Source organism: Spiroplasma citri (assembly GCF_001886855.1).
In the GTDB taxonomy this organism is placed as follows: domain Bacteria; phylum Bacillota_I; class Bacilli_A; order Mycoplasmatales; family Mycoplasmataceae; genus Spiroplasma; species Spiroplasma citri.
In genome coordinates this window covers 1,095,238-1,119,828 of the sequence record NZ_CP013197.1, presented here as the reverse complement: position 1 = coordinate 1,119,828, position 24,591 = coordinate 1,095,238, and the positions used below count along the sequence as shown (strand labels likewise).

The window sequence follows — 24,591 nt, the reverse complement described above, 5'->3', positions numbered from 1 at the left end:
TATAATAATTAAGAACAGAATTAAACAATGAAAGGAGTAGAGAATCATCCATCGAGTCCAACGAAAAGATTTATTATTAGCATATTTGTGTCAAAAACTTTTTCACGAAATGAATCATGTTCTTGAATATGTTCAAAAATATAATATTTCAGCAACAACTGCGCGCCGTGACTTAAAAGAACTTGAAAATGAAGGGATTATTACTATGTCTTATGGCGGTATTAATTTTTTGGGAGTTCATAATAAAACATGTAACATTAATGTTCGAGCAAGTGGTATTAATTTTGATAAAAAAATGATTATCGGAAAAAAGTTAACAAATTTGTTAGAAAAAAATGATGTTATTTTTGTCGGAGCAGGATCAACTTGTGAAATTTTTGTTACTTTAATTGATAAACCCATAAAAATTGTCACTAATTCATTTCGAATTTTACAATTGGCAAAAGATAATCCTAATGTTCAATATAATGTCTTATTTGGAGGCAAATTACGAGAAAAATCACAAGCTTTTTATGGTTCGTTTTGTGAAGAAAGTTTATCATTAATTCAATTTTCAAAAGTTATTTTTTCAGCAAATACAATTGATAAAACTGGAAGTGTGTTCAAAAGTAATGAAGAAGAAGCACGGGTTGAATTAGCAGCCTTAGCCCGGGTTCAAGTTAAAATTTTGTTAGCTGATAGTATGAAATTTGATAAAATTGGATTTTTTAAATTTTATGACGTTAAAGATGCTTCATATTTAGTAACTGACAGACCGGAAGTTATTAAACAATATTATTTTAATGTTAAAGTAATATAAAACTTTGTTATTAAACAAAGTTTTATATTTGCAAGGAAAAGTCAACTTAAGATGTTAATTTTTGTTTGAAAGAAGGTTAAAATAGATTTAAATAATGTTCAACATATATGTAACCAAATTGAAAAGTTTGAATTTGAAGAATTATTTACTGTTCTAGCAAAAATTGAGGAAGTAGTAAAAGACCGTACCAATGAGGTAGATTAGGAAAATATTTTCATTGAACTCTCAAATTTTTTTCATTCCATTGTTATCCAAATTTTATTAAAATCTAATTGAAATCTGAGGGATTAAACCATGGAATAAATAGGTGGGTAATATGCAATTAAAAACTAATATTCTTGAGAAGTTAGAATAAATTATTAATCGTAATGATGATACTGTTAATGGTATTATTGCACAAACTATTTTAAATTTTGCTAAAGTATCAAATGAGAATTTTATCATTAATGATGTTGCAGAAACATCACATACAAGTGTTTCATCGGTGACAAAGTTTTGTAAAAGTTTAGGTTTTACAGGCTGAAAAGAATTTTATATTTTTTTCGTTATGAATTAGATAATTTAAAAAAACTTAATCAGTTTTATCCGTCTTAATCCATCAAAAAATACCGTTACTGACTTAGTATCAAACCATAGTGCAATGATGACAAAATTATTAAATGAAAATTTATCATCAATTTTAGAATTAAAAACAATGCTAAAAACAACAAAAAAAAATTATTTAATTGGTGAAAATATACATTTGGATTTATTAACTAATTTTTATCATCAATTGTTGGGTTTGGTTTTGATGTAAGTGTAACAACACACGAATTTATTTCTAAGAAATTTTTAGAACGATTAACAGATGAAAATATTGTAATTTGAATTATTATTAATACAGATCAAACTTATTTATTTAATGTTTTAAAACATACTGATAAAACTTTGCCATTAAATAATATTAAATTTATTTTAAAAGAGAATTCACCCATTATAGAGACTAATTTAACAACAAAAGCACCAATTATTATTAATGATCGGCGCAAAATGTATACCCACCGAATTATTTACAATCATTTATTTATTATTTTTAATGCAATTTTAACAATGATTAATTAAAAAAATACCCAGCAAGTTGTCTGATTATTTTTTTTATTCTGATTTATTATGATCAGTATCTCAATCTTCTAAAACCATATGTTTAATAAAACGATTCATTCATAAGTCAAAATTGGCCCCTGTTTCTAAGTTTCCAACTTCACCAGTTTCAAACCCAACATAATTTGCATTTTTAATATAAACATAAGTTGGTGTTCCAGTTAAACCTAATGAATCAGCAGTAATTGTTTTATCAATCTCCCCATTAATTTTATGAGCATTTCGTTCTTGTGTTACAATTCAATCAGCAATATTTTTTGCTCATTTTTCTTTTCAAATACCATTATAATCTTTAATGTTGTCAGTAACAATTAAACGCGTGTTTTTAATTTTTTCTTGTTCATCAGAACTAATAGGATATGTATTCAAAGCATATTGTGCACCAAAACCACCTGCTAAATACTTATCATATTTATCATTACCATAGCCATTTTTATTATATAAATCTGGAATTGTTGTATCCGTTGTGTTCTGACAATGAATGCAATTTTTTGCTGAAACCATAAAAATAAAGCTTTCTTTATTGTTTATACCATTCATAAATTGGATATAATAAGTCATATTTTTGTCTGAACAAGCTATCGTGGTTGTTGTTATTGTTGCTGTGAGTATCATTGCTGCCATTGTACTTAGCAGTTTTTTCATTTCTATTCCTCCCCAAGAATTATTTTATATAATTGTCTATTTATAACTATACATTATTTTTTATATTTTTAAAGTTAAATCTAAATATTTTTATGTTATTATTTAGTAGATAATTAAGGGAGAAAAGTATATAATTATAGAAAATAATACAATTTTTAAAGGAGAGTAAATGATGATGGATATGACCACCGCGTTGGCTGTGTTACTTCCAATAATGATTATTTTATTAATTTTTTCAAGTTTTTTTCAGCTTCAGAAACAGCTATTACCTCAATTAATTTTATTCGTTTAAAACAAATGGCAAAAAAGAATGTTAGCAAACGGAAAAAAAGAGCAACAAATAAAACAATTCGTCGTACGAAACAAGTTTATAAATTGGTAAAAGATTATGACCGTACTTTAGCAACTATTTTAATTGCGAATACTTTAATTAATACGGCCTTAGCAACAATTGGAACTTTATTTTTTGCATCTTTAATTGTTAATGCCGAAACAGCAACATGAGTAGCGACAGGAGTTATTGGTTTAACTGTTTTAATTTTTGGTGAATTATTACCAAAAACAATTGCTAAAGCTTTTCCGGAAAAGTTTTCATTTTTTTCAGCCTATATCTTATGAATTTGAAAAATTTTGTTTTATACTTTTACTTGATTACTAACCCTTCATAAACAAAAAAATGGTGTTTTAACCACAGAAAATGAATTATTAGAATTAATTTCAACAATTGAATCCGAAGATGTTTTAGAAAAAATGAAAAAGAACTAATTGAATCAGCAATCACTTTTGATGAAAAAACGATTTGTTCAATTATGACAGCAAAAGAAAAAGTTAAAACAATTTATAGCAATATATCATTGCGAGAATTACAGCGGTTTTATAAACAAGAACGTTTTACTCGCATTCCAGTCTTAGCTCCGGAAACTGAAAAAGTAATTGGAATTTTAAACATTAAAGATTTTTTTATTGCCGTTATTGATCATCAAGAAGTTGATATCAAAAGTTTAGTTTCTGAAGCAATTTTTTTCTCCCGCTATTTAAAATTAGATGATGCCTTAGAATTATTTCAACAAGAGCAAGTCCATATAGCAGTTGTTAGCACCAATGAAGACAGTAATAATTTTCTTCGAATTGTTACAATGGAAGATATTTTAGAAGAATTAGTTGGTGAAATTTATTTTGAAGATGATGAAACTGGTCAAGTAAAAGAAATTGGTCACCATATGCTTTGAATTCATGGTAGTACTTCGATTAAAAAAGTATTTCAAAAATATCTGCATTTAGCAGCACCACCAGAAAGCACTGGCAAAACGTTATACCAATGATTTGTCAAGGAAACAGGATATAATTTAACAAAACCAGAAAATAAAATTAAAGAATTTGTTTATCAAAACTATGCTTTTCGGGTAAACGATGAGAAAAAAAGCAAATTAACTGCCAAAAATATTATTTTTGAAATTGAATTTTTAACTAATAATAATCCAATTCATGATTTAGAACGTTAAAAGGAAAAGAGTGTATTTAAAAATAAATACATTTTTTATTTATCTTTGTTAAATACTTAACATTAATTTATTCTATGTTAAGATAAAAAAAGATAATACATATATAAATTATGATGGTTATTTGACGATTCTTAAAACTAATGATGATGAGTTAATCTATATTTTTGTTTCTCATCAGACACCCGGAGTTATTAAACCAGGACAACAAGTAAAAATAAAATATTTTGTGGAGAAAAAATGGTAAATAATTATAACGCAAGTTAAAAGAGAGAATGATTATTATCTTATTTTAAATCAGCCAGAATTTATTATTAGTGTTTGATATTTATCAGCTAAAATGGAATTTGGCTCTCAAACAACATTAGATTATTTACTGAAGATAATAATTTAATTTGTTATAATAAAAAAAGAGAAGGGTCTGGTGAGGTAATGAAAGACGATTTTGTGATTTACAATGAAACAGATTTTTATATTAAACCATATCAAGATGATTTTAATGCAATTTTTCAAAAAATTAAAACTTTGTTAGCAATAACTGAACCATTAGAATTATCATTAATTATTGTTGATGCACAAGAACAACTAGAACTTAATCAAAAATATCGTCACAAAGATTATGTAGCTGATGTTATTACCTTTGCTTTAGAAGAAGAAAATAAGATTGATTTATTTGAGCTAACTGGTTTACGCAGTCTAGGTGATATTTTTATTTGTTATGAAAAAGCACTTGCTCAAGCTGCTGAATATAATCATTCTCCTCGGCGTGAATTTGCTTTTTTATTTACCCATGGGATGTTACATATTTTAGGTTATGATCATCAAACTCCAGCTGATGAAGAGAAAATGTTTAATTTACAACGAAAAGTATTAAATGATTTACAAATTAACCGAATTCCAATAAAATAAAAACAGAAAGAAGAAAGGGATACATAATGGCAAAAGAATCACCAGTCAAGAAAAAAATATTTTTTAAATTACGGAATAAATTTTCAAATGCTTTTCGTGGAATTTATACAGCAATTAAAGAAGAATCAAGTTTAATTATTCATTTTATTGTGTCGTTGGTTGTTATTGGGTTAGGAATTTGGTTACAAAAAATGGTTCCTAACCAGTTTGGTTATGTTCAATGAGCAATTTTATTATTAACCATTGGAATTGTAATTGGTTTTGAGTTAATTAATACAATGGTTGAAAATTTTGTTGATTTATTATCATTTGAATATAATATTAAAGCAAAAAAAATTAAAGATATCTGTGCCGCAGCAACATTAATTAATTCTATTTTGGCAATTGCAATTGGATTATTAATAATGTTACCACCGTTGGTCGATGTTATTAAATTATATTTACACATTAGTTAAAAAAGGGGAGTTACTGAAATGCCAACTTATTTTAAAAAGCTAAAATTATTAAGCAAAATAGCTTATGCACTATATTCGAATTTTCGCGTTAGTGCAATTTGTTTATTAAAAGATGGAGTAGAAGTTATCGGTGTTAATGTTGAAAATGCAGCATATGCTGCTACAATTTGTACAGAACGGACAGCTTTGGCCCAGGTTTATGCATTATAGGTTATCGTAAAACAGATATTGTGAAATTTTACTTATACACGGATAGTAAACAGGCAGGTTCTCCTTGTGGAATATGTCGGCAATTTTTATGAGAATTAGTTGATCATCGCATTCCAATTGAAATTTATAATCAAAAAGGTGAATCATATGTTTTAACAATTAAAGATTTACTACCATATGGTTTTACGAAGGAGGATTTACAATAATATGGTCAAAAAACATAAAGATGAGGAAAGTTTTGAGCAAGATTTAGTTACTGACCATAGTTATCGGATTGTTCCTGATGAACATTTGCGAGAATATATGCATAATAATGCTCTTTATATTAAAATCTTTTATGCTTTTCATGACAAACGGTTTTTATTAACTCATTATAATTGGTGAAAAAAAACTGATAATGATTTAGAAGCATATTGTAAAAAGTATATTCTAGATTTAACCAAACGTTTGCATCTTGATACAATGGCCTTAACTTCCGATGAATTAGCCCAAAAATGGGATATTCAAGAGCACGACATTCCTGGTTATGAAGATGTAATGTTAAAGGGCGTTTCAATTCGGTCATGGGTAAAAAACGACAACAATAAAAAATGAGTTGTTGTTGTTCATGGGTTAAATTCACATAAATTTCGGGCAATCTTTTTTGGTTTAATTTATCTTCGATTAGGTTATAATATTCTTGTTTTTGACCAACGAAATCATGGTGAATCAACTACTAAAATGACGACAATGGGCTATTATGAAAAATATGATTTAGCAGCAGCAGTTGATTTTTTACAAACTAAAATTGACCCAAAATTAAAGGAACTTAATTTCCATGGTTGGTCAATGGGAACCTTTATCATTATGGAATATTTAAAATTTGCATTTAATAAAAATAAATTAATTAATAGTGCTGTCTTAGATTCAACAATTAGTAATTTAAATGTTTTATATCGTTATTATATTTTAAAAACAAAAGTTAATTATTATGAACATTATTATGCAATTCGTCGTTACGCAATTGAAACACGTGGTTATGATCCAGAACAAATTAATCCTGGTGAAAACTTGGAAATATTAGCAAAATTACCAGTATTATATATTTTAAATAAAAAAGATCATGCAACACCATATATAATGGGGCGGGTGGCTTATCAAAATAAACGTAAGTATGAAAAACAAAAAATTAGTCGCCGTATTGTTTTTGATTGTGATCATGTTCGTGGAATATATCATAATCCAACTGAATATGTAACAGCAATAATAAATTTTATTACAACCGCAAAACGAAAATAGTGATAAATAACTTTATTTATCACTATTTTATTTCTTTTTGTTTTTAGTTTGATTTTTATTAAAAACACGGGACATGCCATTATTGAGGCTATGTAAACTAATATGAAAAATAGTAAAAACAACAATAAAGATAAAAGCAATAAAACATGTTGCTTGTGCTCTTGACAAGCCTGAAATAATTGGATGATCAATGTCTAAAAATGGATAAGGATATGCTCAAGTAATATTTCCATCTCGGTTTCAAGCAGCAGCTCGCACAATAACATAGATTAGATAAAAAAATGGATAACTTAAACTAATTCATCAATCTTTTTGCAAAAATTCTTTTTTTCAGCTAAGGCGATGATTACCAAATGACAAGAAAGTATAACCAAAAAAGAGAATTGGCATAATAAAATGAGTAACAACAGTACAACTAATTTGTGCTTTACTATATTCAGCAATTGTTACTTGTCCATTTTTATAACCAATAATAATTCCAATTCAAAAAATAAAAAACATTAATAAATTTCAGTTTAAAATACTTAATTTAGCATTAGTTGAAAAAAACCAACTTTTTTGTTCACGATGATGATTAAAAATTGCTAATATTAACCAAGTAATAGTTATAATATTAACTTGAACAGAATAAAAACTCAATAAGATATCATAATTTTGCAAACTAGTAAATTTTGTTCCTTTTACATATCAAAATTCTTTAAAAATATCCATGTAAAATCCATAAGTTAAAAAGCCAAAAGCTAAACTGGCAATTATTACTTTATAATATCAGAGATAATCTTTGTATCAAATCCGATAATTTCAGCGTTTCATAGTACCTCCTTGGTATATTTTACATACTATCATAAAAATTGTTTTTTTAATTACATCTAACCTTTTTTCATTTCTTTTTTAAAAATAATTTTGTTTATTAATAAAATTATTCGTTTTTATCCAATGCTTTGTTATAATATTAGTAAGTTAGAAAAAGGTGAGATAATGGCAAATAAAATTAAAGTTGAAAGAATGCAATCTTTGATTGCTCGTGATTTAACAATTATTATGCAACGAGAGATTCGTGATGAAATTTTAAATACCTTATCAATTCATGCTGTTAAATTATCAAATGATTTAAGTCATGCAAAAGTTTATTATTCATCATTATTAAATAAACCAGAAGCAGAACTTCATAATATTGTTCAAAATTATAAAAATAAAATTCGTAGCAAATTAGCACATAAACTAGAAATTTATCGTTGCCCGGACTTAGAATTTATTTTTGACCGTTCATTAGATAATGCTAATAATATTGAAGCAATCTTGCAAAATTTAAAATAAGAAAACTTATTAAGGTGTAAATAGATAAACATTAAATAATGTTTATTAGTTAGTAAAAAAAGTTTATTTTGATAGTAATTTTATAAAAAATCACAATACATACTGACAACATTTAAAATATGGAATTAATTTTCCTGTTTATCGTTGAGCTGGTGATGGTGAACCACAATTACCAGAAATTGATAAAAACACCGGTGAAATTACTGATTGAAATGGTTATTAACAAACTCGCGTAAAAGAATTTATTGATTTATCTTTATATTCTGTTTTGCTAGAAAATACTAGGGTTCAGCAAGGTGGTAGTGGGGATTATGAAAATCCGAATAAGGTTGGTACAAAGCGGATAATTTTTGATTTTGAGACGGTTGATGAATTGGATGTTAAAAATATTAAAAAAGCAATTTATCGGATGATTTTAACTGTTGATGAAGCAAATTTAATTATTTCTGGTAGTTTAGAGTTAAATAATATTAATAATGATGATTTAAGTTTTAATTTTAATTTTATGCGAACGGGAACTGGTGAAGTTTTTAATTTTAAGGGTTCAGTTTATTCATCATTAAATAGTAAAGATTTAAAGTATTATCAACAGTTTAGCGGTCAGTTTGATTTATCTAAGTTTTTACAGTCGTTTTTTGCAAGTGCTTTGATGCCAGTGTTTCAAAATCGTAGTTCGTTTATTGAAAATGGATATATTGATAATTTACAATATGATACTGTTTTAGTTAACTTTTTTGCGTTGAAATTACAAAATTTTAATAATATTTTGTTGAGTGAGAATATTAACGATAAATTGCAATTTGATAAATTATTAAATAGTATGTTTAAGATTTCACAGAAATTTTATACTAATTATTTACGTACGATTTTTGATTTAGAAAATAATACTTATGTTCAAGGTTATAATAAAAAATATGGTTTGTTAGTAAATAATGGTTTTAAAATTTACCCACGATATTTTTATTTTTCTGATAAATATAAGCAATTAGATATTAAATTATATTCAGCATTTAAAAATCGGTTTTATACGATTAATAATTATGGTAGTGTTTTTAATTATGATTTTTCGGTTGCTAATAATTATAATATTAACTCAAATTCGGGTTATGTTTTTGGTGGTGATTTACAAAATAAATATGGTTTGCAATATAAAAAAATTGAAGAACAAAAAATCGGTTATAATGTTTTTGAATTGCAAGCACAAAAAGAGAATGATATGTACCGATATTATGATTTTAATTTTGGGATTTATAACTGACAAGAAATTAATAATGGTGGTTTATTCCCCGATAAACAATGATTTCAAGTGCAATATATAACTCCTAAAGGTTGATGAGATTTAGAAACTCACATTAAAAATGCGGTGATTTGAATTGTCAATACTATTCCTGGTGTTAAACAAGAATCCGAATATAAAAATATCATTTATTATTTGGTACTGAAAACTCATTTTCTCTATTATTATTTTCAATTAATTTTTAATTACTACCTTCTGGTGGTTGTTGTAATTTTTTTGTTGGTGTGTTTTTATCATTTTCATTATTATTTGTTTTTTCAGATTTTTTACAACTGATTAATGTTGTTGTGCTTGTTGCGGTTAATCTGATTGCTCCTATTATGCTAAGTCATTTTTTGATATATATTGCTCCTTTTTATTTTTTTATATATAATTGACTTTATCTTATATCAATTATTCGTATTAAATATTAATTTTATATATTTTTGATGGTAGGTGTAAATTAATGAAATATATTATTAATAATTTTAATTTGTTTGATTTACAAGCAAAATTAAAGAATTTTTTAAGTAAAAATTATAAAAATAAATATTATAAAAGAATAAAACAAAAAATATTTTCATATATTAATTTATGTAATGATTATTATGTTAATAGTGGTAAATGTTTATTGAAAGATTTAATTAAAAAATATTTTAAAAATAAATTTTCAACTTTTTATTATTGAGCGAATAAAATTTTAATTGCGTATAAAAATAATGATTTTGATGAATTATTATTAAAATCAACTTTACCACATAATATTAATTATCAATATAGTGATAGTATTCGCAAAATTATTTGTGATTTATATTTTGAATATTGTAATAAACATGCTGTTGCTGTTTTATCTTTGTTTTATAATTTAAAAAAAGGAATTCATGGAGAAGAATTAAAAAATAAAGCACCAAAAAATTTGAAAACATTTTTTCGTTGACTTAAAAAAGATGAAAGATGATTAAAAATAAAAAACAAAATTAAAGAAATTAAAAAACAACACCCAAGATATGGAGTTAAAGAAATAGGTTTATTACAGATGGGCGCTAAATATTTTGTACCAAGTAAATTTCCAGTTGATAAAAAGTATTATGTTTATGATTTTATTGATGAAAAAACAAGATTAGCATTAGGATATGTTTATGATAAATTAAGTATTGATAATGCTATTGCTGCTGTTAAAAAAGTAATTAGTGATTTTAAAAATATATTTGGTGTTAAAATAACACGGATTAGAACTGATAACGGTTCTGAATTTATTAATAATTATCGGAATAATCAAAAAAAAATACTGTTAAAGAAACTAATTTTACTCAATTTTTAACAGATAAAAATATTTTTCATCAGACAACACCGGTTCGTTCTCCGCAGTCAAACGGTAAGATTGAAAGATTTCATCAAAATTATACTAAATTATTTGTATTTGAAGAAAAAATATTAAATGCAGTTAGTTTACAGAATAAATTAAATGATTATTATTATTTTTATAATTTTGAAAGAGTACATAAGTCTTTAAATTTTCAGACACCATTTAATTTTTTGAATAGTTTAATTAAATAATTGGCATGATAATTATTAAATTTTTGTATTTAAACTAATTTTTAGTTTGTTTAATTTTTTATTTATTTATTTTATGATATTTTTTTATTATAAATAAATATTTTTATTATTTTTGTTATTTTCTTGTAATCTTTAAAATGTGTGTGGTATACTACAGATGTTTTTAAATTTGGATTAATTTTTTGAATTGCTTTATTAGGAATATCACTATATCAAGGTGTTTTTAAAGTTCCAATATTATCTTTATTAAATTGATTAATACTAATTTTATTTACTTTTTGCACTTTATAATATTGAATTTGTGATACTCCAGTTGCTTTATTTTTACCAGCAATATAAATATCAACATAAATATCTGTTGTAGTAATATCATAAGTTTCGGGTGAACCTTGATAATATAACGGTCATCAATCATAATCATCTGTTGTTAAACTTGTATCAACCGCTTTAACTGCTTTTAAAACTTTATCATTTAAAAGTGGTCTTAAATCTTCACTTGCTACTTTTTGTGGTACGATAATTCCTTTAATTATTTTATCATCTGTTAAATTATCAACATTTTTAATTTTATCGTGGATATCTATGGCGCTACTTACTTTGAATAAATTAAAGAAACTGTTCCACTATATTTATTTTGATTTCCAGTTGCTAATGTGCCAGTAGATGTGATATTAGAAAATGTTGCATCCCCAGTTTGATAATTAGTATTTTTTACTTTAATAGCAGTTTCTAATTCTGCTGTTGTTGGTGGGGTATCACCAGACATTGTAATTTTACCTAAATTAGGTACTGTAATAACTGTTGATAAAGGTATTAAATAAGAGTGTTTAATAATTCCTTTTGCTTCAACTACTGCTCCACCTAAATATAAAACTCTTTCCATTATTAAAGTATTACCCATTCCAGTACCTAAGGCTGCTGCATCAACCCTTAATGGGATATGGTCTTTTTTTCGTCAAATTAATGGGTCATATTTTTTGCTAAATTTAAAGGCAATTGCATTAATACCATTTGGTAATAAAGTAATTGTTCTTTCTGAACCATCTTCATTAATAATTGGTAATTTTTTAGGAACCATATAGTATGTTGTTCCTTCAACAGTTTTCATTGCTCCACTTGTTTCAATTACACTATTAATTTGGTCATTTGTTCCAAGTTGTAATTGTAATTTATTACGAATTCCACGAATAAAATCAGCAAAACCTAAAACAACTGTTTCTGATGGGGTAAATCCATTTTCATAAATTTTATCCATAATTTCATCGTGAATTTGTAAAGCTGTTGTATCATAGGCTTTTGTTCCTTGAATAGTTGTAACGTCTCCATTATTAGTAATTTCTAAAATTTTATTGTGTTTATAAGCAACTTCAGTATCCATTGCTTGTTCAATATCAGCAGCCCAAAGATTAGGGTTAAAATCACTTTCTATGGGGTCTAATTTACGAGCAAAAGTTAAAATTGTATCTAATACAACGGTTGCATCCTCAAACTCTACGGTTGAATATTTTAATAAATTATCATCTGTATTAAATGCTTGACCATCTTTTCCTAAACCTTGTTTATATTTAATATTTTTCTTTATTTTATATTGATAGCCAAATTTGTTTGCATCTTTTCAAGCAAATAATGCTTCTCAACTTAACTTTTGTTGATAAGTTTGTAAATATCATTGTTCAAATGTTTCTTTATCATTAACTGTTGCTTGATTAACAATATCTCCAAAAATTCTTTGTGGATTTTGTGCCATAATTTTATACCTTCTTTCTATTTATTAAATACACTGTCTGTATCTAAAATATTGTTTTGTTTTTCTTCTGTTTTTGATACTCCACCAGCTTAACTGTTTGTACCTTAATTAATTCATCATAAACACTTTGCAATTGTGTTTTGATGATTTCAATATCATCATTAATATCATAAGATTTTAATAAAACATTTTTAAATTCTTCATTATCAGTTAAAGAATTAATAAAGTCAATTACTTAAATTTGTTTTAATTGCAGTGTTTGTTCTTCAACTTGTGAAGTTAATTCATTATTTTTTGTTTGTAATTCATTGATTTGTTGATTACTATTTTATAAATTACTTGCATTAAATTCTTCAACTTCAGCATTATTTTCTAAAATAATTTCAGCAGTTTTAATATCTAAACTACCATCTTCATTAATAATTGGTTCGTTTTCTTCATTGATAAGAACATATTTTACATTTTTTAATGCCATTTTATTTTTTTCCTCCTATTTTTTAATATTTGCATTTGCTCTTTTTCTAATTGCTTTTTGTATAATTTCAAAACTTTCTACTCTAAAAGATAAAAAATAGCTTTTAGTTTTTATATTTAACTGATTAAATACTGAGCCTTTAATTTTTATCTCATCGTATTTTTTAATTTTAAAAACTCATTTAAAATAGATTGGTTATATATTGATAATGTTGAATAATTTAATCCGTCTCATTGACATTTAGCCGAGCATGCATCAATTTCAACACCACCAGCAACAAGTGCTTTAATTTTAGTTTTAATAGGATTTTCATGTAATTTAACAGTTAATTCTAACTTATTAACTTTTTTATTTTAGTTTTATTAGTTATTGATTTTTTAGATAAATTACTTTTTGATTGTGCCATTTTTATTAACTCCTTTTACTAAAAAATATTGCAAATGTTTCCAAGCATCTAATTCATGCTCTGTCATTTTAATATTTCCAGTATAAATATAATTTTTCTTAACAACTGGCGATTGTAAAACATAATTTAAATTAAATAAATATTTGCATAAAACTTTTAAACCACCAATAAATTTAGTAGTAGATAAAGGATTTTTTATTTTTAAACCTTCATGAAGTTGGTAATCTTCAATTATTATAATAACTTTACTTAAATAAGAACAAATTTTATTTTTAAAATCATTTAATATTAAATACATATTATTTATTGCTTCTTCTTCATAATTAGAATTAAAAGTAATATTATTAATTATTTTCTTTTTCAAAAAATTATAAATAATAATACCAGTTTGTCCAATTCCAGCAGGGTCAATTGCAATAATATATTTAATCATTTTTATCTAAAATTGGTTCTATTTGTTTTGTTTTATATTTTTCAACAAAATAATATCATTTATCAATTATTTTTAAATTACATTTTAACCTCGCTAATTTTAATTCTGTTTTACTATTACTTAATATTTCTTCATTTATAAAATCATTGTTATCATCTTTTTCCGGTCTTCAAATATCTTTATTTTTATAACACATTACAAAACGCATATTATTTCCTCCAAATTTTGTTTGCCTAATGCTCAATGTTCATCTGTAGTATCATCTTTTGAAACTGGATAACTTCTAAGCATTAATTCATTTATTTTGTTGATAATTTTTTTATTTAACTTTTTCATTATTTAATTAATCCTCCTTACTAGGTAATTTGTCATATTTAGAACTATCAGATAAAACATAATTTTTTCTTAAAGTATTTTTTGAACAATTTGATAATATACATTCGTCAACTTTTTCACAATTTATACAAAATAATTGAAAATAAAAATCTTCTTTATATAATATTTGTTGTTTTAATTCAGTAATTTCATTTTTAAGTAATTCATTTTCTTCTTTTAGTTTGTCAAATTTTATTAATTCTGTTATATTCATTGTTTTTCTTCCTCACTAGCAATATGAAATAAAGCAACTAGCCATACATAATGCAATTTAGCTTTAAAATTTTGTCTTAATTCTCTAGCAGAACATTCGCTAACAATAAAATCAATTTCTTTTTGTGTATATCTTTCATCTGAAAAAGACCAATAATAACAATCATAAGGAATATTTAATCCGTCTTCTTGACAATCTTCACAATACTTTCTTTTTCCCATTATAATTCCTCCTCAATAACAGTTAATTGGTCTAATTGTTGTCGTGTTATTTCAACATCTTGTAATTTAGCATCTCATAAATTAGCAAAAGATAAATTAGCCCAACGTAAATAAGTACCTTGTAAATCAACAAAAGATAAATCAGTACCTTGTAATTTAGCATCTCGTAAATCAGCATCTTCTAAATCTAATTTTTAATATTGTAAATAATCATTTATTTTTTGTTCTTCAACAGTAATATCTGTTAAATCTTTAATTAAATCTTGTAATGTTTTCATTTTATTTTTTCCTTTCTGTAAAAAAAAAATAATATTCATTTATTAGTTAATATTTTGATAGAGTTTACACCCTACGGAAATAAACAAAAAATAATTTACCCAGTTATTAATTACGCTTCACCCATCCCTACACAACTTTATATAAAGAAAATAACCTTTTGGAGCTCCTCCCTCTTGTTTTTTAGTGTCCTATATCGTTTTTTTCGGTTTAACAGCACTCTTTTTATGAAACAAGCCAAAAAACACGCTCTGACATTTCGCGGGCGACTAACCCCGCCGAGAATTAAAGAAATAAATATGGTTAAATCCAATCGCTTTCACACTTTCTTTAAGGCTTCGTGCCATAGATGAGTTATCCATCTTTAAGCATCAAAATATTAAGTTTTAGTATTGCATTATTCATCAGATAGTACCTTTATTAAAAAAAATATTATTAGTTGTTAAACCAAAAAAATATAATAAATCACAGAAAGGAAATTATAAAAATTAACTAATTGATGGAGAAAATAGGTTAATTTTTAATTGAAATAACTAATAAAATAAAAAATCAATTAATTATAGATAATACAAATTTATCTAGTAGAATTGTTGAATTAGAAAAAATAATTCAACAATTTTAAAGGTACTATCTGATGAATAATGCAATTAAAAAAATCGCTCTGATAAGCGATTACTTTAATTTGTATTTAATTACTTTATTTATTTTTTTTATAAAACCTATGCTTTTTTCTTACTACCAAAAATATTATGAATTTTTTTAAAATCTTTTTAACGGTTTTTAGTGATATAAAATTTAAAAGAAACATTTTTTATATTTTTTGATTCAATTGATAAAAATATAAGATATTTTCTAATAATGCGGCAATTGTCATTGGTCCAACTCCGCCAGGAACAGGGGTAATCATTTTTACTTTTGAGAAAACATTATGAAAATCAATGTCACCACATAAGTTATTATCTTCATCACGATTAATTCCAACATCAATCACAATAACATTTTCTTTAATCATTTCTGCTGTAACAAATTTAGCTTTTCCCACAGCAGAAATTAAAATATCAGCTTGGTTTGTAAAATCAGATAAATTTTTTGTTTGTGAATGGCAAACTGTAACAGTTGCTGAGGCATTTATTAAAAGATTAGCAAGTGGTTTACCAACAATGTTACTACGACCAATAATTACAACATGCTGTCCAGCTAATTGAATTTGATAGTGTTTTAAAAGTGCTATGATTCCTTTTGGAGTACTTGGTAATAAGTTATAATGCCCAAGCATTAAATTGCCTAATATTTTTGGAGTAAAGCCATCAACATCTTTTTTGGTTATTATTGTGTTAATAACTTTTTCACTATTAATATGACTTGGCAACGGAAGTTGAACAAGAATTGCATCGATTTTAGAATTATTATTTAAGTCATTAATAATTTTTATTAAAGCTGATTCAGTAATAATATCTGGATAATTTAAAACTTTGCAAGTAACACCAACTTTTTCACAAGCAATTTTTTTATTTTTAATATAAGTAGTACTTGCTTTATTATTACCAATTTGAATAATTGTTAAGGCCGGTACTCGTTGCTTTTTTGCTTTAATTTTTAAAATTTGTTCAGTTATTTTTGCTTTAATTAATTCACTAACCATTTTTCCATCAATTATTTTTGTTTTATCCATTAAATTTTTGCTCTTTTCTATGCTAAAATACCTGTATATAAATTATTGTATCTGAAAGAGTTAAATAATTAAATACAAAATCTTAGCTTTTTTAAAATAGCATCGTGTTTAAAAATTATTGACACTCCCCAAAAATAGGACATTATTAATTAAAAGGAGTAGAAGAAAATGGAAAAAATTATAACAATTGGAACAAAAATTAATTTAAAAGATGATGATTTAATTAAATATGGTGATTATATGGCAAAAGTAAAAGCTTTTAATTTTATTAATTTACCTAAAAAAGCAAAGTTTATTTTAGTAACAGCAATTAATCCAACAAAAGCAGGAGAGGGAAAAACAACTTGTTCAATTGGCATTGCTGATATGTTAAATCATTTAGGATATCAAACAACTTTAGCATTACGAGAACCATCGTTAGGACCAGTGTTTGGATTAAAAGGTTCAGCAACCGGCGGCGGAGAATGTATTATGGAACCAGAAAATGAAATTAATTTACATTATACTGGTGATTTTCATGCCATTACAACAGCAAATAATATGGTTAGTTCTATGATTGATAACCTGCTTTATTGAGGCAATCCGCTGCAAATTGATCCTAAGCAAATTGTTTGACAACGTTGTTTGGATGTCAATGATCGTGCTTTACGAAATATTGAAATAAAAATTAGTGATAAATTACATCGTTTAGAACATTTCCAAATTACTGCTGCTAGTGAAATTATGGCAATTTTAGGTTTAAGTAAAGATTTTAGTGATTTACGTCGTCGTTTAGATCAAGCAATAGTTGCTTATAATTTTAATAATGAACCAGTTTATCTCCACGAATTAAAAATTACTGGTTCATTATTAGCTTTGTTAAAAAATGCTTTATTACCAAATTTAGCACAAACAAAACATGGAACACCATTATTAGTACATTGTGGTCCATTTGCAAATATTTCTCATGGGACAAATTCTTTAATTGCAACAAATTTAGCATTAAAATTAAGTGATTTTGTTGTTAGCGAAGTTGGATTCGGAAGTGACTTAGGATTTGAAAAATTTAATGATATTATTAATTTAAACGAGGAATATACACCAGATTGTACAGTGTTAGTAGCAACGATTAGAGCATTAAAATTACATGGTGGTGCTGTTGAAACAACATTAGCAACAGCTGACCTTGTTACTTTAAAAAAAGGATTGACGCATTTGCAACATCATATTAAAATTATTCAAAATTATCACTTAAATTTTGTTGTTTGTTTAAATCAATTTGCAACTGATACTCTTGAAGAAATTGCTATGGTAACTGAATGATTAAAAGAACAGAAAATTCCGTTTGGAATTAATAATACTTATCATTTAGGAATTAAAGATGATCCAACTTTAGTTAAAACTATTATTAAAGAAATTGAAAAACCACAACAATATCAATTATTATTTAATCCAACAACAACATCGCTTACTGAAAAAATTAAAATAATTTGTACAAAAATTTATCAAACAACAAAAATTGTTTTTAGTCCATTGGCTCAAACAAAAATTAATTTTTATCAACAAAATCCAAAATATAAGCATTGACCAGTTTGCATGGCTAAAAATCATCAAACAATTTTTGGCAATAAAAATCCTTATGATGACCAAATTATTATTCGTGACTTAAAAATTAATTCAGGAGCGGAATATTTTATTGCTTATTTAGCAGATATTATTACGATGCCTGGTTTAAATAAAATTCCTAATGCTGCTAGTATTGAAGTGGCTAATGATGAGATTATAAATATTAAGTAATTTTTGTTATAATGTTTTTAAGTAGAAAATAGGGGAGAACTTAATGCAGAAAAAAGCAAAGTTTTTAGAATTAAATAGTATTGTTAGTAAACAACTTAATTTAGCAACTAATATTCGAAAAAAAATGCAGGAAATTTTTAAAATTTATAAAAATAGTTTTCAAAAATTAGGTTATCAAACAACTGCACTTGGTGAATATGGTTTTAAAACATTAACAAAATATGATAAGTTAGAACTAGAATTAGCAGTTATTAAATATCATCCTAAAAATAAAACAGGCTTACGTGAACAAATGTTCCAAGTAGTTTTAAATGAAATGCGAAAAAATATTAGCAAAGGAACAATTATTAAAGATAGTCAAAATGATGGTTATTTAGAATATCAAGTGAACGATGAAATTAATTTTATTGTGCGAATTATTCCTTTTTGTTACAAAAAAAATTCGGAAGGAGAATTAACATATATTTTTTGGCGCAATGGAATTGAAAAAAATGATAATGTTATTCAAGTTGTCCAAGGTTTTAATAAAGCTAATAAGATTTCTAATAACTTATTACGAACATTAATAAAATTAATTAAGTATGTTCTTAAAACTGATTTTCCATATTATTATATTCTATATACTTTAACCTTGCGATGATTTTATGAATATTTTACAAAAAGATATGATAATTATTTGCAAAAAATTGATGCAGGCAAACGAATTGAAAAACAAGATTTAATGAAGTACCGTAATATTAATTTTCAAAAAAATTGATTTTTAAATAATATTGATGGTGAAGAGTTAATTTTTTATATTTTAGAACGTTTTTGAAAAACAGAAACATATTATTTTCGTGAATTTGAATTTATTGAAGAAGAAATTTTTGAATCAATCTCACGATACAGTTGATATACCAATAATTGTTTTTTAACACCATATGATTATTATGTTGATTTTAAAATTTATAATATTAAAGAATTTAATGATTTAAATTATGTTCAATCAGAGTTTAAAAATACTAACTTTTCGCGAATTCAGTATAATTATTGTCGTAACCATGATTTAGGAATTTATGTTACACCAGTTAAAATTTTAGGAGTAGTTGGATTTATTGACTATGCAATTAATTTTAAACAAAAAGCAACAAGTTTATTTAAAAAACTAGATCCGGCAAAGCGGAAAGATGCAATAAGTGTTAATCAACGAGAAATTATGGAAGAACTAAATTTAATTGCGCATAAATGATTAACAACTTATCGTAAAAAGTTAACATATATTAAAGTTTATTTTGATAAAAAATATCCAATTATTTCATCATCAAATTATTATATGCGGTTGCAAGCTATTATGGCTTCTGTTGATAACTTAAAAAATTATGATTATATTATTGGCAATGATAATTAAAAGATAAAAACTATGTATTAGAATGTTTCCTAGTTAAGTTTTTAATTAAAAATGATAAATATACTGTATAATATTACTATGAGAAAGGTACTTGATAAAAACTATTTATTATGTGGGGTGAAAAAGTGTCAACTTTAGTAGGGAACAATTCTAGCCAATTTTATGATAATGTTATTCGTGAATTATCAATGATTGTGAATAATGAAAAAATTATATCACATAATAATCCTGTCTTAGCATTAGAAATAAAATTGTATTATGTTATGAAAAGTTCAAAGTATAATTCAACACAAAAAGATGAAATTTTGAAACGAATGATTACTGAATGAACAAAAGCCTTAGAATATAAGGCAACGGAGTTAATTAAAGAATATGCACAGGTTTATCGAAAAATTTATCAAAAACCATTAGATTTACAATATGCCTATATCTCAATCTTAAAAAAGGTAAAATATTTTGCCCAAGAACGTTATGGTGAACGATTAAATATTATTCGTAGCTTTTATTGCCGTTATTTAGAGCAACAACATTGACAAGAATTAGTGGAAGGAATTATTGCCGAATCGCAACGAAGAATGCAAGCTGTTTTTTTACAAAGAAAACAACAGGGTAATAATTAAAAATCGATATATTAACATAAATATATCGATTTTTAATTATATAATTATAAAGATGAGTGAGGTGTTAAGATGGCAAAAATTATTTTAGTTATTACAGGAAGCATTGCTGCATATAAGGGACTTCATTTATATGAAGCATTGAAAAAAGAATATGATGTTGAATTACTGTTAACACAAGATGCTTTAAAATTTTTAAAGGATCAACCAGCAACAGCAAAAACTGAAATTTTTATGAAACAATATTATGATAAAAAAGACTTATCAGAACATATTACAATTGCTGAGCAAGCTGATTTATTTGTTGTTTATCCAGCAACACAAAACTTTATTGCTCAAATTGCTCATGGTTTTACAAATATTTTAGCAAGTTTAGTATATAGTGTTACTCAAAGTTATAAAATGATTTTTCCTGCAATGAATAGTAAGATGTATTTATCACCAGCTAATTTACGTAATTTAGCACAATTAATAGCGGATGGGAATCAAGTTTATGAGCCTCGTTCGGGAATGCTTGCTTGCAATATGGTTGGTATTGGCCGTGCTTGAGAATGAGAAGATGTTTTAATGGAAATAAAGCAATTTTTAGATTGAAAAAACTTGTGAAAAGATAAAAAAGTTATGCTTAATTTTGGTCGAACAAAAACATATTTAGATGATATTCGTTATGTCACAAATAATTCTAGTGGCAAAATGGGAGATGCATTGCATACTGTATTAAGATGAACAAACTGCTCATTAACAACAATTGTTGGTGATTGTGATTTTCCAATTTATTATGAGCATGTTAAAGCAACTACAAACGAAGAAATGTTAGCAGCAATGTTAAAAGCATATAAAGAACAAGATATTATTATTGCATGTGCTGCTTTAAATGATTATCAAGTTGCGGTTCCTATGAAAGGAAAAATTAGTAAACGAAAAAATCCACAACTTGCTGTATCATTACTTGCTAATATTGATGTTTTATCTGAATTAGGTAAGTTAAAACAGCAACAAATTTTAGTTGGTTTTAGTGCCCAAAATGATTTTGATTTAGATTATGCGCAACAAAAATTAATTGAAAAAAATTTAGATTTAATTATTATTAATCAAATTAATGCTATGGGTGCTGACCAAAATGAAATCATTTTATTAACAAAAAAAGGACATCAACAAATTCCTAGTCAAAACAAAATTATTATTGCAAAAGAAATTTTAGCAGCAATTAGTGAATTAATAAAGGAGAAAACACAATAATGAAATTATTAGTTGATATTGGTAATACAGCAATTAAATTTGCAATTTTTAATCCTCAAAAAAAGATTATTGTTTTTTTAACAATGGCTAGTCGCGAATTAGTTGCTGAAAAAAATTTTCGACAAAAAATAATAACTGGTTTAAGTACAATAAAATTAGTTCTAACAGATCTTACATTATTAGTTTTATCTTCAGTTCGACCAATGTGAGATGATTTATTTTATCAGTTGGCTGTCGATTTAAAAATTCCTTTTTATCAAGTTAAAAAAAATTTGGCCACTGATCGAATAAAAACAGAGATTCCTAATCCTCGTAATCTTGGTGCTGATTTAATTGTTGGTTCATATGCAACATTAGCTTTATTCCCTAAACAAGATGTTATTTTAGTTAATATGGGGACGGCAACAACAATTTCATTATTAAAACAAGACACCCTCTTAGGAACAATTATTATGCCAGGTTTAGAAACAGCAGCAGAAGCCTTATTTGAACGAGCACAATTATTACAAAAATTTGATTTTTCTTATGACAATGCTATTTTAGGAAAAAATACTAAGCAAGCAATCAATATTGGATTAGTTAATGGTCATTTATTAGCAATTATTGCTTTTGTTAATCAACTCGCAACTGAAGTAATAAACCCACAAGTAATTTTAACGGGAGGTAATGCTACTTACATTAAAAAATTAGTTAATTACCATTATGATAAAGATTTACTTTTTAAAGGGTTAGTTACCATTTTACAAGATAATAAATTAATATAAAAAATAGGACTTCAGTCATATTTTTTAATTTTTTGAGATATTTTATTAATTTTAAAGGCCATTTAGGTATTTAATGCATTTATTTTGTTCGTTGCTTTATTTTATTAAAAATAAAGATTACATAACATGTCCAATTTTCTTATTTTGATTTACTTATTTGTCTACTTAAGACATTTTTGAAATTGCAAAATTTTAAAAGTATTTTTGCCCTTATCTTGTGATAATTTCGTAATAGTTATCTAGCAAAAATTTCGCAATTATTTATATTATTAATTTGGTGATAACTATGGAAAGAAAATTAACAATGACAGAAAAACATAAATATAAAACTATTGGAAAAGTTATTAAATAATGAAATAACAAAAAAACGTGCTGCTAAAATTTTAGATTTGTCTATTCGTAGAATTGAACAATTAATGAAAATTTATGATACACAAAATATGACTTCCTTTGCCCATCATTCACGTGGTAGAACAGCATATAACAAAACAAAACCAGAAATTTGTGAAAATATTCTTAATCTTTACAAAACTAAATATATTGATTTTAATTTTATACATTTTAAAGAAAAATTACTTGAAAATGAAAAAATAAAAACTTCTTATTCAGTTTTGTACAACTTAATGTCTCTAAATCAAATAAAATCTCCTAGAAAACAGAAATTAAGAAAAAAAGATAAATCACATCCTTTAAGAGAACGCCGCAAATATTTTGGGGAATTATTACAAGCTGATGCTAGTGAACATTTATGACTAGGAATAAATCATCCTAAAATATTTTTACATGGTGTTATTGATGATGCAACAAATACAGTTGTTGGATTATATTTTGATTATCAAGAAACCTTAAATGGTTATTATAATGTTTTATATCAAATTTTAAAAAACTATGGTATTCCTATGACATTTTATACAGATAAGCGAACATTTTTTACTTATCAAAAAAATAATAGTAAAAACGAAGAAAAAGACACCTTTACTCAATTCAGCATATGCTGTAATGAATTAAGTGTCGAAATCATAACTACTTCAATTCCTCAAGCAAAAGGTTGAATTGAACGGTTATGAGGCACTTCACAAGATCGTCTAAAAAATGAATTAGGTCTTGCAAAAGTAACTACTCTTGAAGAAGCAAATAAGTTCTTAAAAGAATTTCTGCCTAAATTCAATAAACACTTTGCTCTTCCCATTGATTATAACAATTCTTTTTTCGTTGATGCACCAGAAAGTGACAAAATTAATTTACTTTTATCAATAACTTCAACAAGAAGAACAGATAATGGATCATCAATTAGTTATGCAAATAAAAAGTACTTAGCTTATGATAATAAAAAACTAAAAGTTTTTAATTCAAAAACAAATGTTACAATAATTAATGCATTTGATAAAACATTGTATCTTAAGTATGAAAACAAAATTTATAATCTATTAGAATATATTCCAACAGTTAAAAATACAGAAAAAACATTACCAAAATCTAAAGCTCATAAACCCAAATCAAATCATCCATGAACTGAAAGATATACTATGAAACAATTATCAATTAAATAAATTTACGAAATTTTAGCTAGATATTGACAGATTTTAAAATTATTTTTTTGTTTTAAGAAATGTAAATTGTAATATGAAGTGCAACAAATCAACTCCTTTCTGAGTTGATTTGTTAATGGCAAGAAAACATTATTTTATTTTATGGTTTCATAAATTAATAGATTTATTACACTTGTATTTATAATTTACAAAATAAAAAAAATTAATTGAAGAAAAATGAACAGCCTATAAGAAACTTCAATTAATTTTTAAAAACGTATGAAAAACAAACTTTAAGACTATTTTAGATTTAAATATTGCCACAAAATACAAATTTTAGCACAAAAGGAAAGGCTAGAATAATTTAAGAAAGAT

The 24,591-nt window shown here is 25.2% G+C and carries 31 protein-coding genes and 2 pseudogenes; 20 read left to right on the top strand and 13 right to left on the bottom strand.

Annotated elements, in window-relative coordinates; translation table 4 throughout:
* Window positions 1–43 precede the first annotated feature (43 nt).
* From SCITRI_RS06400 to SCITRI_RS11605, 3 genes are all read left to right on the top strand, one after another.
* Window positions 44–799, top strand: coding sequence for a DeoR/GlpR family DNA-binding transcription regulator (locus SCITRI_RS06400; RefSeq protein ID WP_374941402.1), 756 nt, complete (start codon window positions 44–46; stop codon window positions 797–799).
* A gap of 640 nt (window positions 800–1,439) precedes the next feature.
* Window positions 1,440–1,595, top strand: coding sequence for a hypothetical protein (locus SCITRI_RS11610; RefSeq protein ID WP_237237869.1), 156 nt, complete (start codon window positions 1,440–1,442; stop codon window positions 1,593–1,595).
* 131 nt (window positions 1,596–1,726) lie between these two features.
* Window positions 1,727–1,900, top strand: a complete 174-nt coding sequence (locus SCITRI_RS11605; RefSeq protein WP_237237868.1) for a hypothetical protein — start codon at window positions 1,727–1,729, stop codon at window positions 1,898–1,900.
* A gap of 33 nt (window positions 1,901–1,933) precedes the next feature.
* Here SCITRI_RS11605 and SCITRI_RS06390 read toward each other — a convergent pair whose 3' ends face one another.
* Complete coding sequence (locus tag SCITRI_RS06390) at window positions 1,934–2,584, bottom strand: hypothetical protein (RefSeq protein ID WP_071937667.1); 651 nt, start codon at window positions 2,582–2,584, stop codon at window positions 1,934–1,936.
* 297 nt (window positions 2,585–2,881) lie between these two features.
* Between SCITRI_RS06390 and SCITRI_RS11600 the strand changes: the two genes are divergently transcribed.
* The 7 genes from SCITRI_RS11600 to SCITRI_RS06360 all read left to right on the top strand — a co-directional run bounded on the left by SCITRI_RS11600 (window position 2,882) and on the right by SCITRI_RS06360 (window position 6,935).
* Window positions 2,882–3,349 carry a DUF21 domain-containing protein gene (locus SCITRI_RS11600; RefSeq protein ID WP_237237867.1) on the top strand — a complete coding sequence of 156 codons (468 nt, stop codon included), beginning with the start codon at window positions 2,882–2,884 and terminating at the stop codon, window positions 3,347–3,349.
* 44 nt (window positions 3,350–3,393) lie between these two features.
* Window positions 3,394–4,086, top strand: coding sequence for a CBS domain-containing protein (locus SCITRI_RS11595; RefSeq protein WP_237237866.1), 693 nt, complete (start codon window positions 3,394–3,396; stop codon window positions 4,084–4,086).
* Between the two features lie 429 nt (window positions 4,087–4,515).
* Window positions 4,516–4,992, top strand: a complete 477-nt coding sequence (gene ybeY / locus SCITRI_RS06375) for an rRNA maturation RNase YbeY (RefSeq protein WP_071937666.1) — start codon at window positions 4,516–4,518, stop codon at window positions 4,990–4,992.
* Window positions 4,993–5,018: 26 nt separating this feature from the next.
* Window positions 5,019–5,447, top strand: coding sequence for a diacylglycerol kinase family protein (locus tag SCITRI_RS06370; protein WP_004028208.1), 429 nt, complete (start codon window positions 5,019–5,021; stop codon window positions 5,445–5,447).
* Window positions 5,448–5,465: 18 nt separating this feature from the next.
* The gene (locus tag SCITRI_RS11590) at window positions 5,466–5,657 is read left to right on the top strand and encodes a hypothetical protein (protein ID WP_237237865.1); all 192 of its coding nucleotides are present in this window, start codon (window positions 5,466–5,468) and stop codon (window positions 5,655–5,657) included.
* 20 nt (window positions 5,658–5,677) lie between these two features.
* Window positions 5,678–5,863 (top strand): hypothetical protein, encoded by a 186-nt coding sequence (locus SCITRI_RS11585; RefSeq protein WP_237237864.1) that lies wholly within the window; start codon window positions 5,678–5,680, stop codon window positions 5,861–5,863.
* Between the two features lies 1 nt (window position 5,864).
* Window positions 5,865–6,935, top strand: a complete 1,071-nt coding sequence (locus SCITRI_RS06360; protein ID WP_071937665.1) for an alpha/beta hydrolase — start codon at window positions 5,865–5,867, stop codon at window positions 6,933–6,935.
* Between the two features lie 27 nt (window positions 6,936–6,962).
* On the opposite strand, the gene SCITRI_RS06355 is transcribed toward SCITRI_RS06360, so the two are convergent.
* Complete coding sequence (locus SCITRI_RS06355; RefSeq protein ID WP_071937664.1) at window positions 6,963–7,748, bottom strand: hypothetical protein; 786 nt, start codon at window positions 7,746–7,748, stop codon at window positions 6,963–6,965.
* A 165-nt stretch (window positions 7,749–7,913) separates the two neighbouring features.
* On the opposite strand from SCITRI_RS06355, the gene rbfA reads away from it, so the two are divergent.
* From rbfA to SCITRI_RS12495, 4 genes and pseudogenes are all read left to right on the top strand, one after another.
* Window positions 7,914–8,252: a 30S ribosome-binding factor RbfA gene (gene rbfA, locus SCITRI_RS06350; protein ID WP_071937663.1), complete on the top strand. Its 339-nt coding sequence runs from the start codon at window positions 7,914–7,916 to the stop codon at window positions 8,250–8,252.
* 136 nt (window positions 8,253–8,388) lie between these two features.
* Window positions 8,389–9,753: pseudogene (locus SCITRI_RS06345) on the top strand (spiroplasma phage ORF1-like family protein); the annotation flags it as partial.
* A 241-nt stretch (window positions 9,754–9,994) separates the two neighbouring features.
* Window positions 9,995–10,849 (top strand): DDE-type integrase/transposase/recombinase, encoded by an 855-nt coding sequence (locus SCITRI_RS06340; RefSeq protein WP_204305179.1) that lies wholly within the window; start codon window positions 9,995–9,997, stop codon window positions 10,847–10,849.
* Window positions 10,846–11,085 carry an integrase core domain-containing protein gene (locus SCITRI_RS12495; protein WP_204305195.1) on the top strand — a complete coding sequence of 80 codons (240 nt, stop codon included), beginning with the start codon at window positions 10,846–10,848 and terminating at the stop codon, window positions 11,083–11,085. Before SCITRI_RS06340 ends, SCITRI_RS12495 begins: the two co-directional genes overlap by 4 nt.
* Window positions 11,086–11,156: 71 nt before the next feature.
* Here the strand turns inward: SCITRI_RS12495 and SCITRI_RS06335 are convergent, their stop codons facing one another.
* The 11 genes from SCITRI_RS06335 to SCITRI_RS06300 all read right to left on the bottom strand — a co-directional run bounded on the left by SCITRI_RS06335 (window position 11,157) and on the right by SCITRI_RS06300 (window position 16,904).
* Entirely contained in the window at window positions 11,157–11,369 is a 213-nt protein-coding gene (locus tag SCITRI_RS06335; RefSeq protein WP_071937662.1) for a hypothetical protein, read from the bottom strand.
* Window positions 11,370–11,677: 308 nt separating this feature from the next.
* Complete coding sequence (locus tag SCITRI_RS06330) at window positions 11,678–12,832, bottom strand: hypothetical protein (RefSeq protein WP_071937661.1); 1,155 nt, start codon at window positions 12,830–12,832, stop codon at window positions 11,678–11,680.
* A gap of 328 nt (window positions 12,833–13,160) precedes the next feature.
* Window positions 13,161–13,307 (bottom strand): hypothetical protein, encoded by a 147-nt coding sequence (locus SCITRI_RS10185; protein ID WP_155522135.1) that lies wholly within the window; start codon window positions 13,305–13,307, stop codon window positions 13,161–13,163.
* A 386-nt stretch (window positions 13,308–13,693) separates the two neighbouring features.
* Window positions 13,694–14,146 (bottom strand): hypothetical protein, encoded by a 453-nt coding sequence (locus SCITRI_RS06325; RefSeq protein WP_071937660.1) that lies wholly within the window; start codon window positions 14,144–14,146, stop codon window positions 13,694–13,696.
* A complete protein-coding gene (locus SCITRI_RS06320; protein ID WP_071937659.1) occupies window positions 14,139–14,354 on the bottom strand; it encodes a hypothetical protein in 216 nt (71 codons plus the stop codon). Before SCITRI_RS06320 ends, SCITRI_RS06325 begins: the two co-directional genes overlap by 8 nt.
* Complete coding sequence (locus tag SCITRI_RS10570) at window positions 14,342–14,482, bottom strand: hypothetical protein (RefSeq protein WP_167693721.1); 141 nt, start codon at window positions 14,480–14,482, stop codon at window positions 14,342–14,344. Before SCITRI_RS10570 ends, SCITRI_RS06320 begins: the two co-directional genes overlap by 13 nt.
* A 7-nt stretch (window positions 14,483–14,489) precedes the next feature.
* Entirely contained in the window at window positions 14,490–14,735 is a 246-nt protein-coding gene (locus SCITRI_RS06315; RefSeq protein WP_071937658.1) for a hypothetical protein, read from the bottom strand.
* A complete protein-coding gene (locus SCITRI_RS06310; RefSeq protein WP_071937657.1) occupies window positions 14,726–14,956 on the bottom strand; it encodes a hypothetical protein in 231 nt (76 codons plus the stop codon). The genes SCITRI_RS06315 and SCITRI_RS06310 overlap by 10 nt, the downstream gene beginning before the upstream one ends.
* Window positions 14,956–15,141 (bottom strand): pentapeptide repeat-containing protein, encoded by a 186-nt coding sequence (locus SCITRI_RS12490; RefSeq protein ID WP_374941400.1) that lies wholly within the window; start codon window positions 15,139–15,141, stop codon window positions 14,956–14,958. Before SCITRI_RS12490 ends, SCITRI_RS06310 begins: the two co-directional genes overlap by 1 nt.
* 9 nt (window positions 15,142–15,150) lie before the next feature.
* The gene (locus tag SCITRI_RS12185; protein WP_257785670.1) at window positions 15,151–15,273 is read right to left on the bottom strand and encodes a hypothetical protein; all 123 of its coding nucleotides are present in this window, start codon (window positions 15,271–15,273) and stop codon (window positions 15,151–15,153) included.
* A 770-nt stretch (window positions 15,274–16,043) separates the two neighbouring features.
* On the bottom strand, window positions 16,044–16,904 hold the full coding sequence (locus SCITRI_RS06300) for a bifunctional 5,10-methylenetetrahydrofolate dehydrogenase/5,10-methenyltetrahydrofolate cyclohydrolase (RefSeq protein WP_071937656.1): 861 nt from the start codon (window positions 16,902–16,904) through the stop codon (window positions 16,044–16,046).
* 168 nt (window positions 16,905–17,072) lie between these two features.
* Here SCITRI_RS06300 and SCITRI_RS06295 point away from each other — a divergent pair, with 168 nt between their 5' ends.
* The 6 genes and pseudogenes from SCITRI_RS06295 to SCITRI_RS06270 all read left to right on the top strand — a co-directional run bounded on the left by SCITRI_RS06295 (window position 17,073) and on the right by SCITRI_RS06270 (window position 24,237).
* A complete protein-coding gene (locus tag SCITRI_RS06295; RefSeq protein ID WP_071937655.1) occupies window positions 17,073–18,680 on the top strand; it encodes a formate--tetrahydrofolate ligase in 1,608 nt (535 codons plus the stop codon).
* Window positions 18,681–18,723: 43 nt separating this feature from the next.
* Window positions 18,724–20,067, top strand: a complete 1,344-nt coding sequence (locus SCITRI_RS06290; protein WP_071937654.1) for a hypothetical protein — start codon at window positions 18,724–18,726, stop codon at window positions 20,065–20,067.
* Window positions 20,068–20,192: 125 nt separating this feature from the next.
* Window positions 20,193–20,687, top strand: a complete 495-nt coding sequence (locus SCITRI_RS06285) for a hypothetical protein (protein WP_237237863.1) — start codon at window positions 20,193–20,195, stop codon at window positions 20,685–20,687.
* Between the two features lie 69 nt (window positions 20,688–20,756).
* Window positions 20,757–21,923 carry a bifunctional phosphopantothenoylcysteine decarboxylase/phosphopantothenate--cysteine ligase CoaBC gene (gene coaBC, locus SCITRI_RS06280; RefSeq protein WP_071937652.1) on the top strand — a complete coding sequence of 389 codons (1,167 nt, stop codon included), beginning with the start codon at window positions 20,757–20,759 and terminating at the stop codon, window positions 21,921–21,923.
* Window positions 21,923–22,687, top strand: coding sequence for a type III pantothenate kinase (locus tag SCITRI_RS06275; protein ID WP_071937651.1), 765 nt, complete (start codon window positions 21,923–21,925; stop codon window positions 22,685–22,687). The genes coaBC and SCITRI_RS06275 overlap by 1 nt, the downstream gene beginning before the upstream one ends.
* Window positions 22,688–22,984: 297 nt before the next feature.
* Window positions 22,985–24,237, top strand: a pseudogene (locus SCITRI_RS06270) (ISNCY family transposase).
* The last annotated feature ends 354 nt before the right edge of the window (window positions 24,238–24,591 follow it).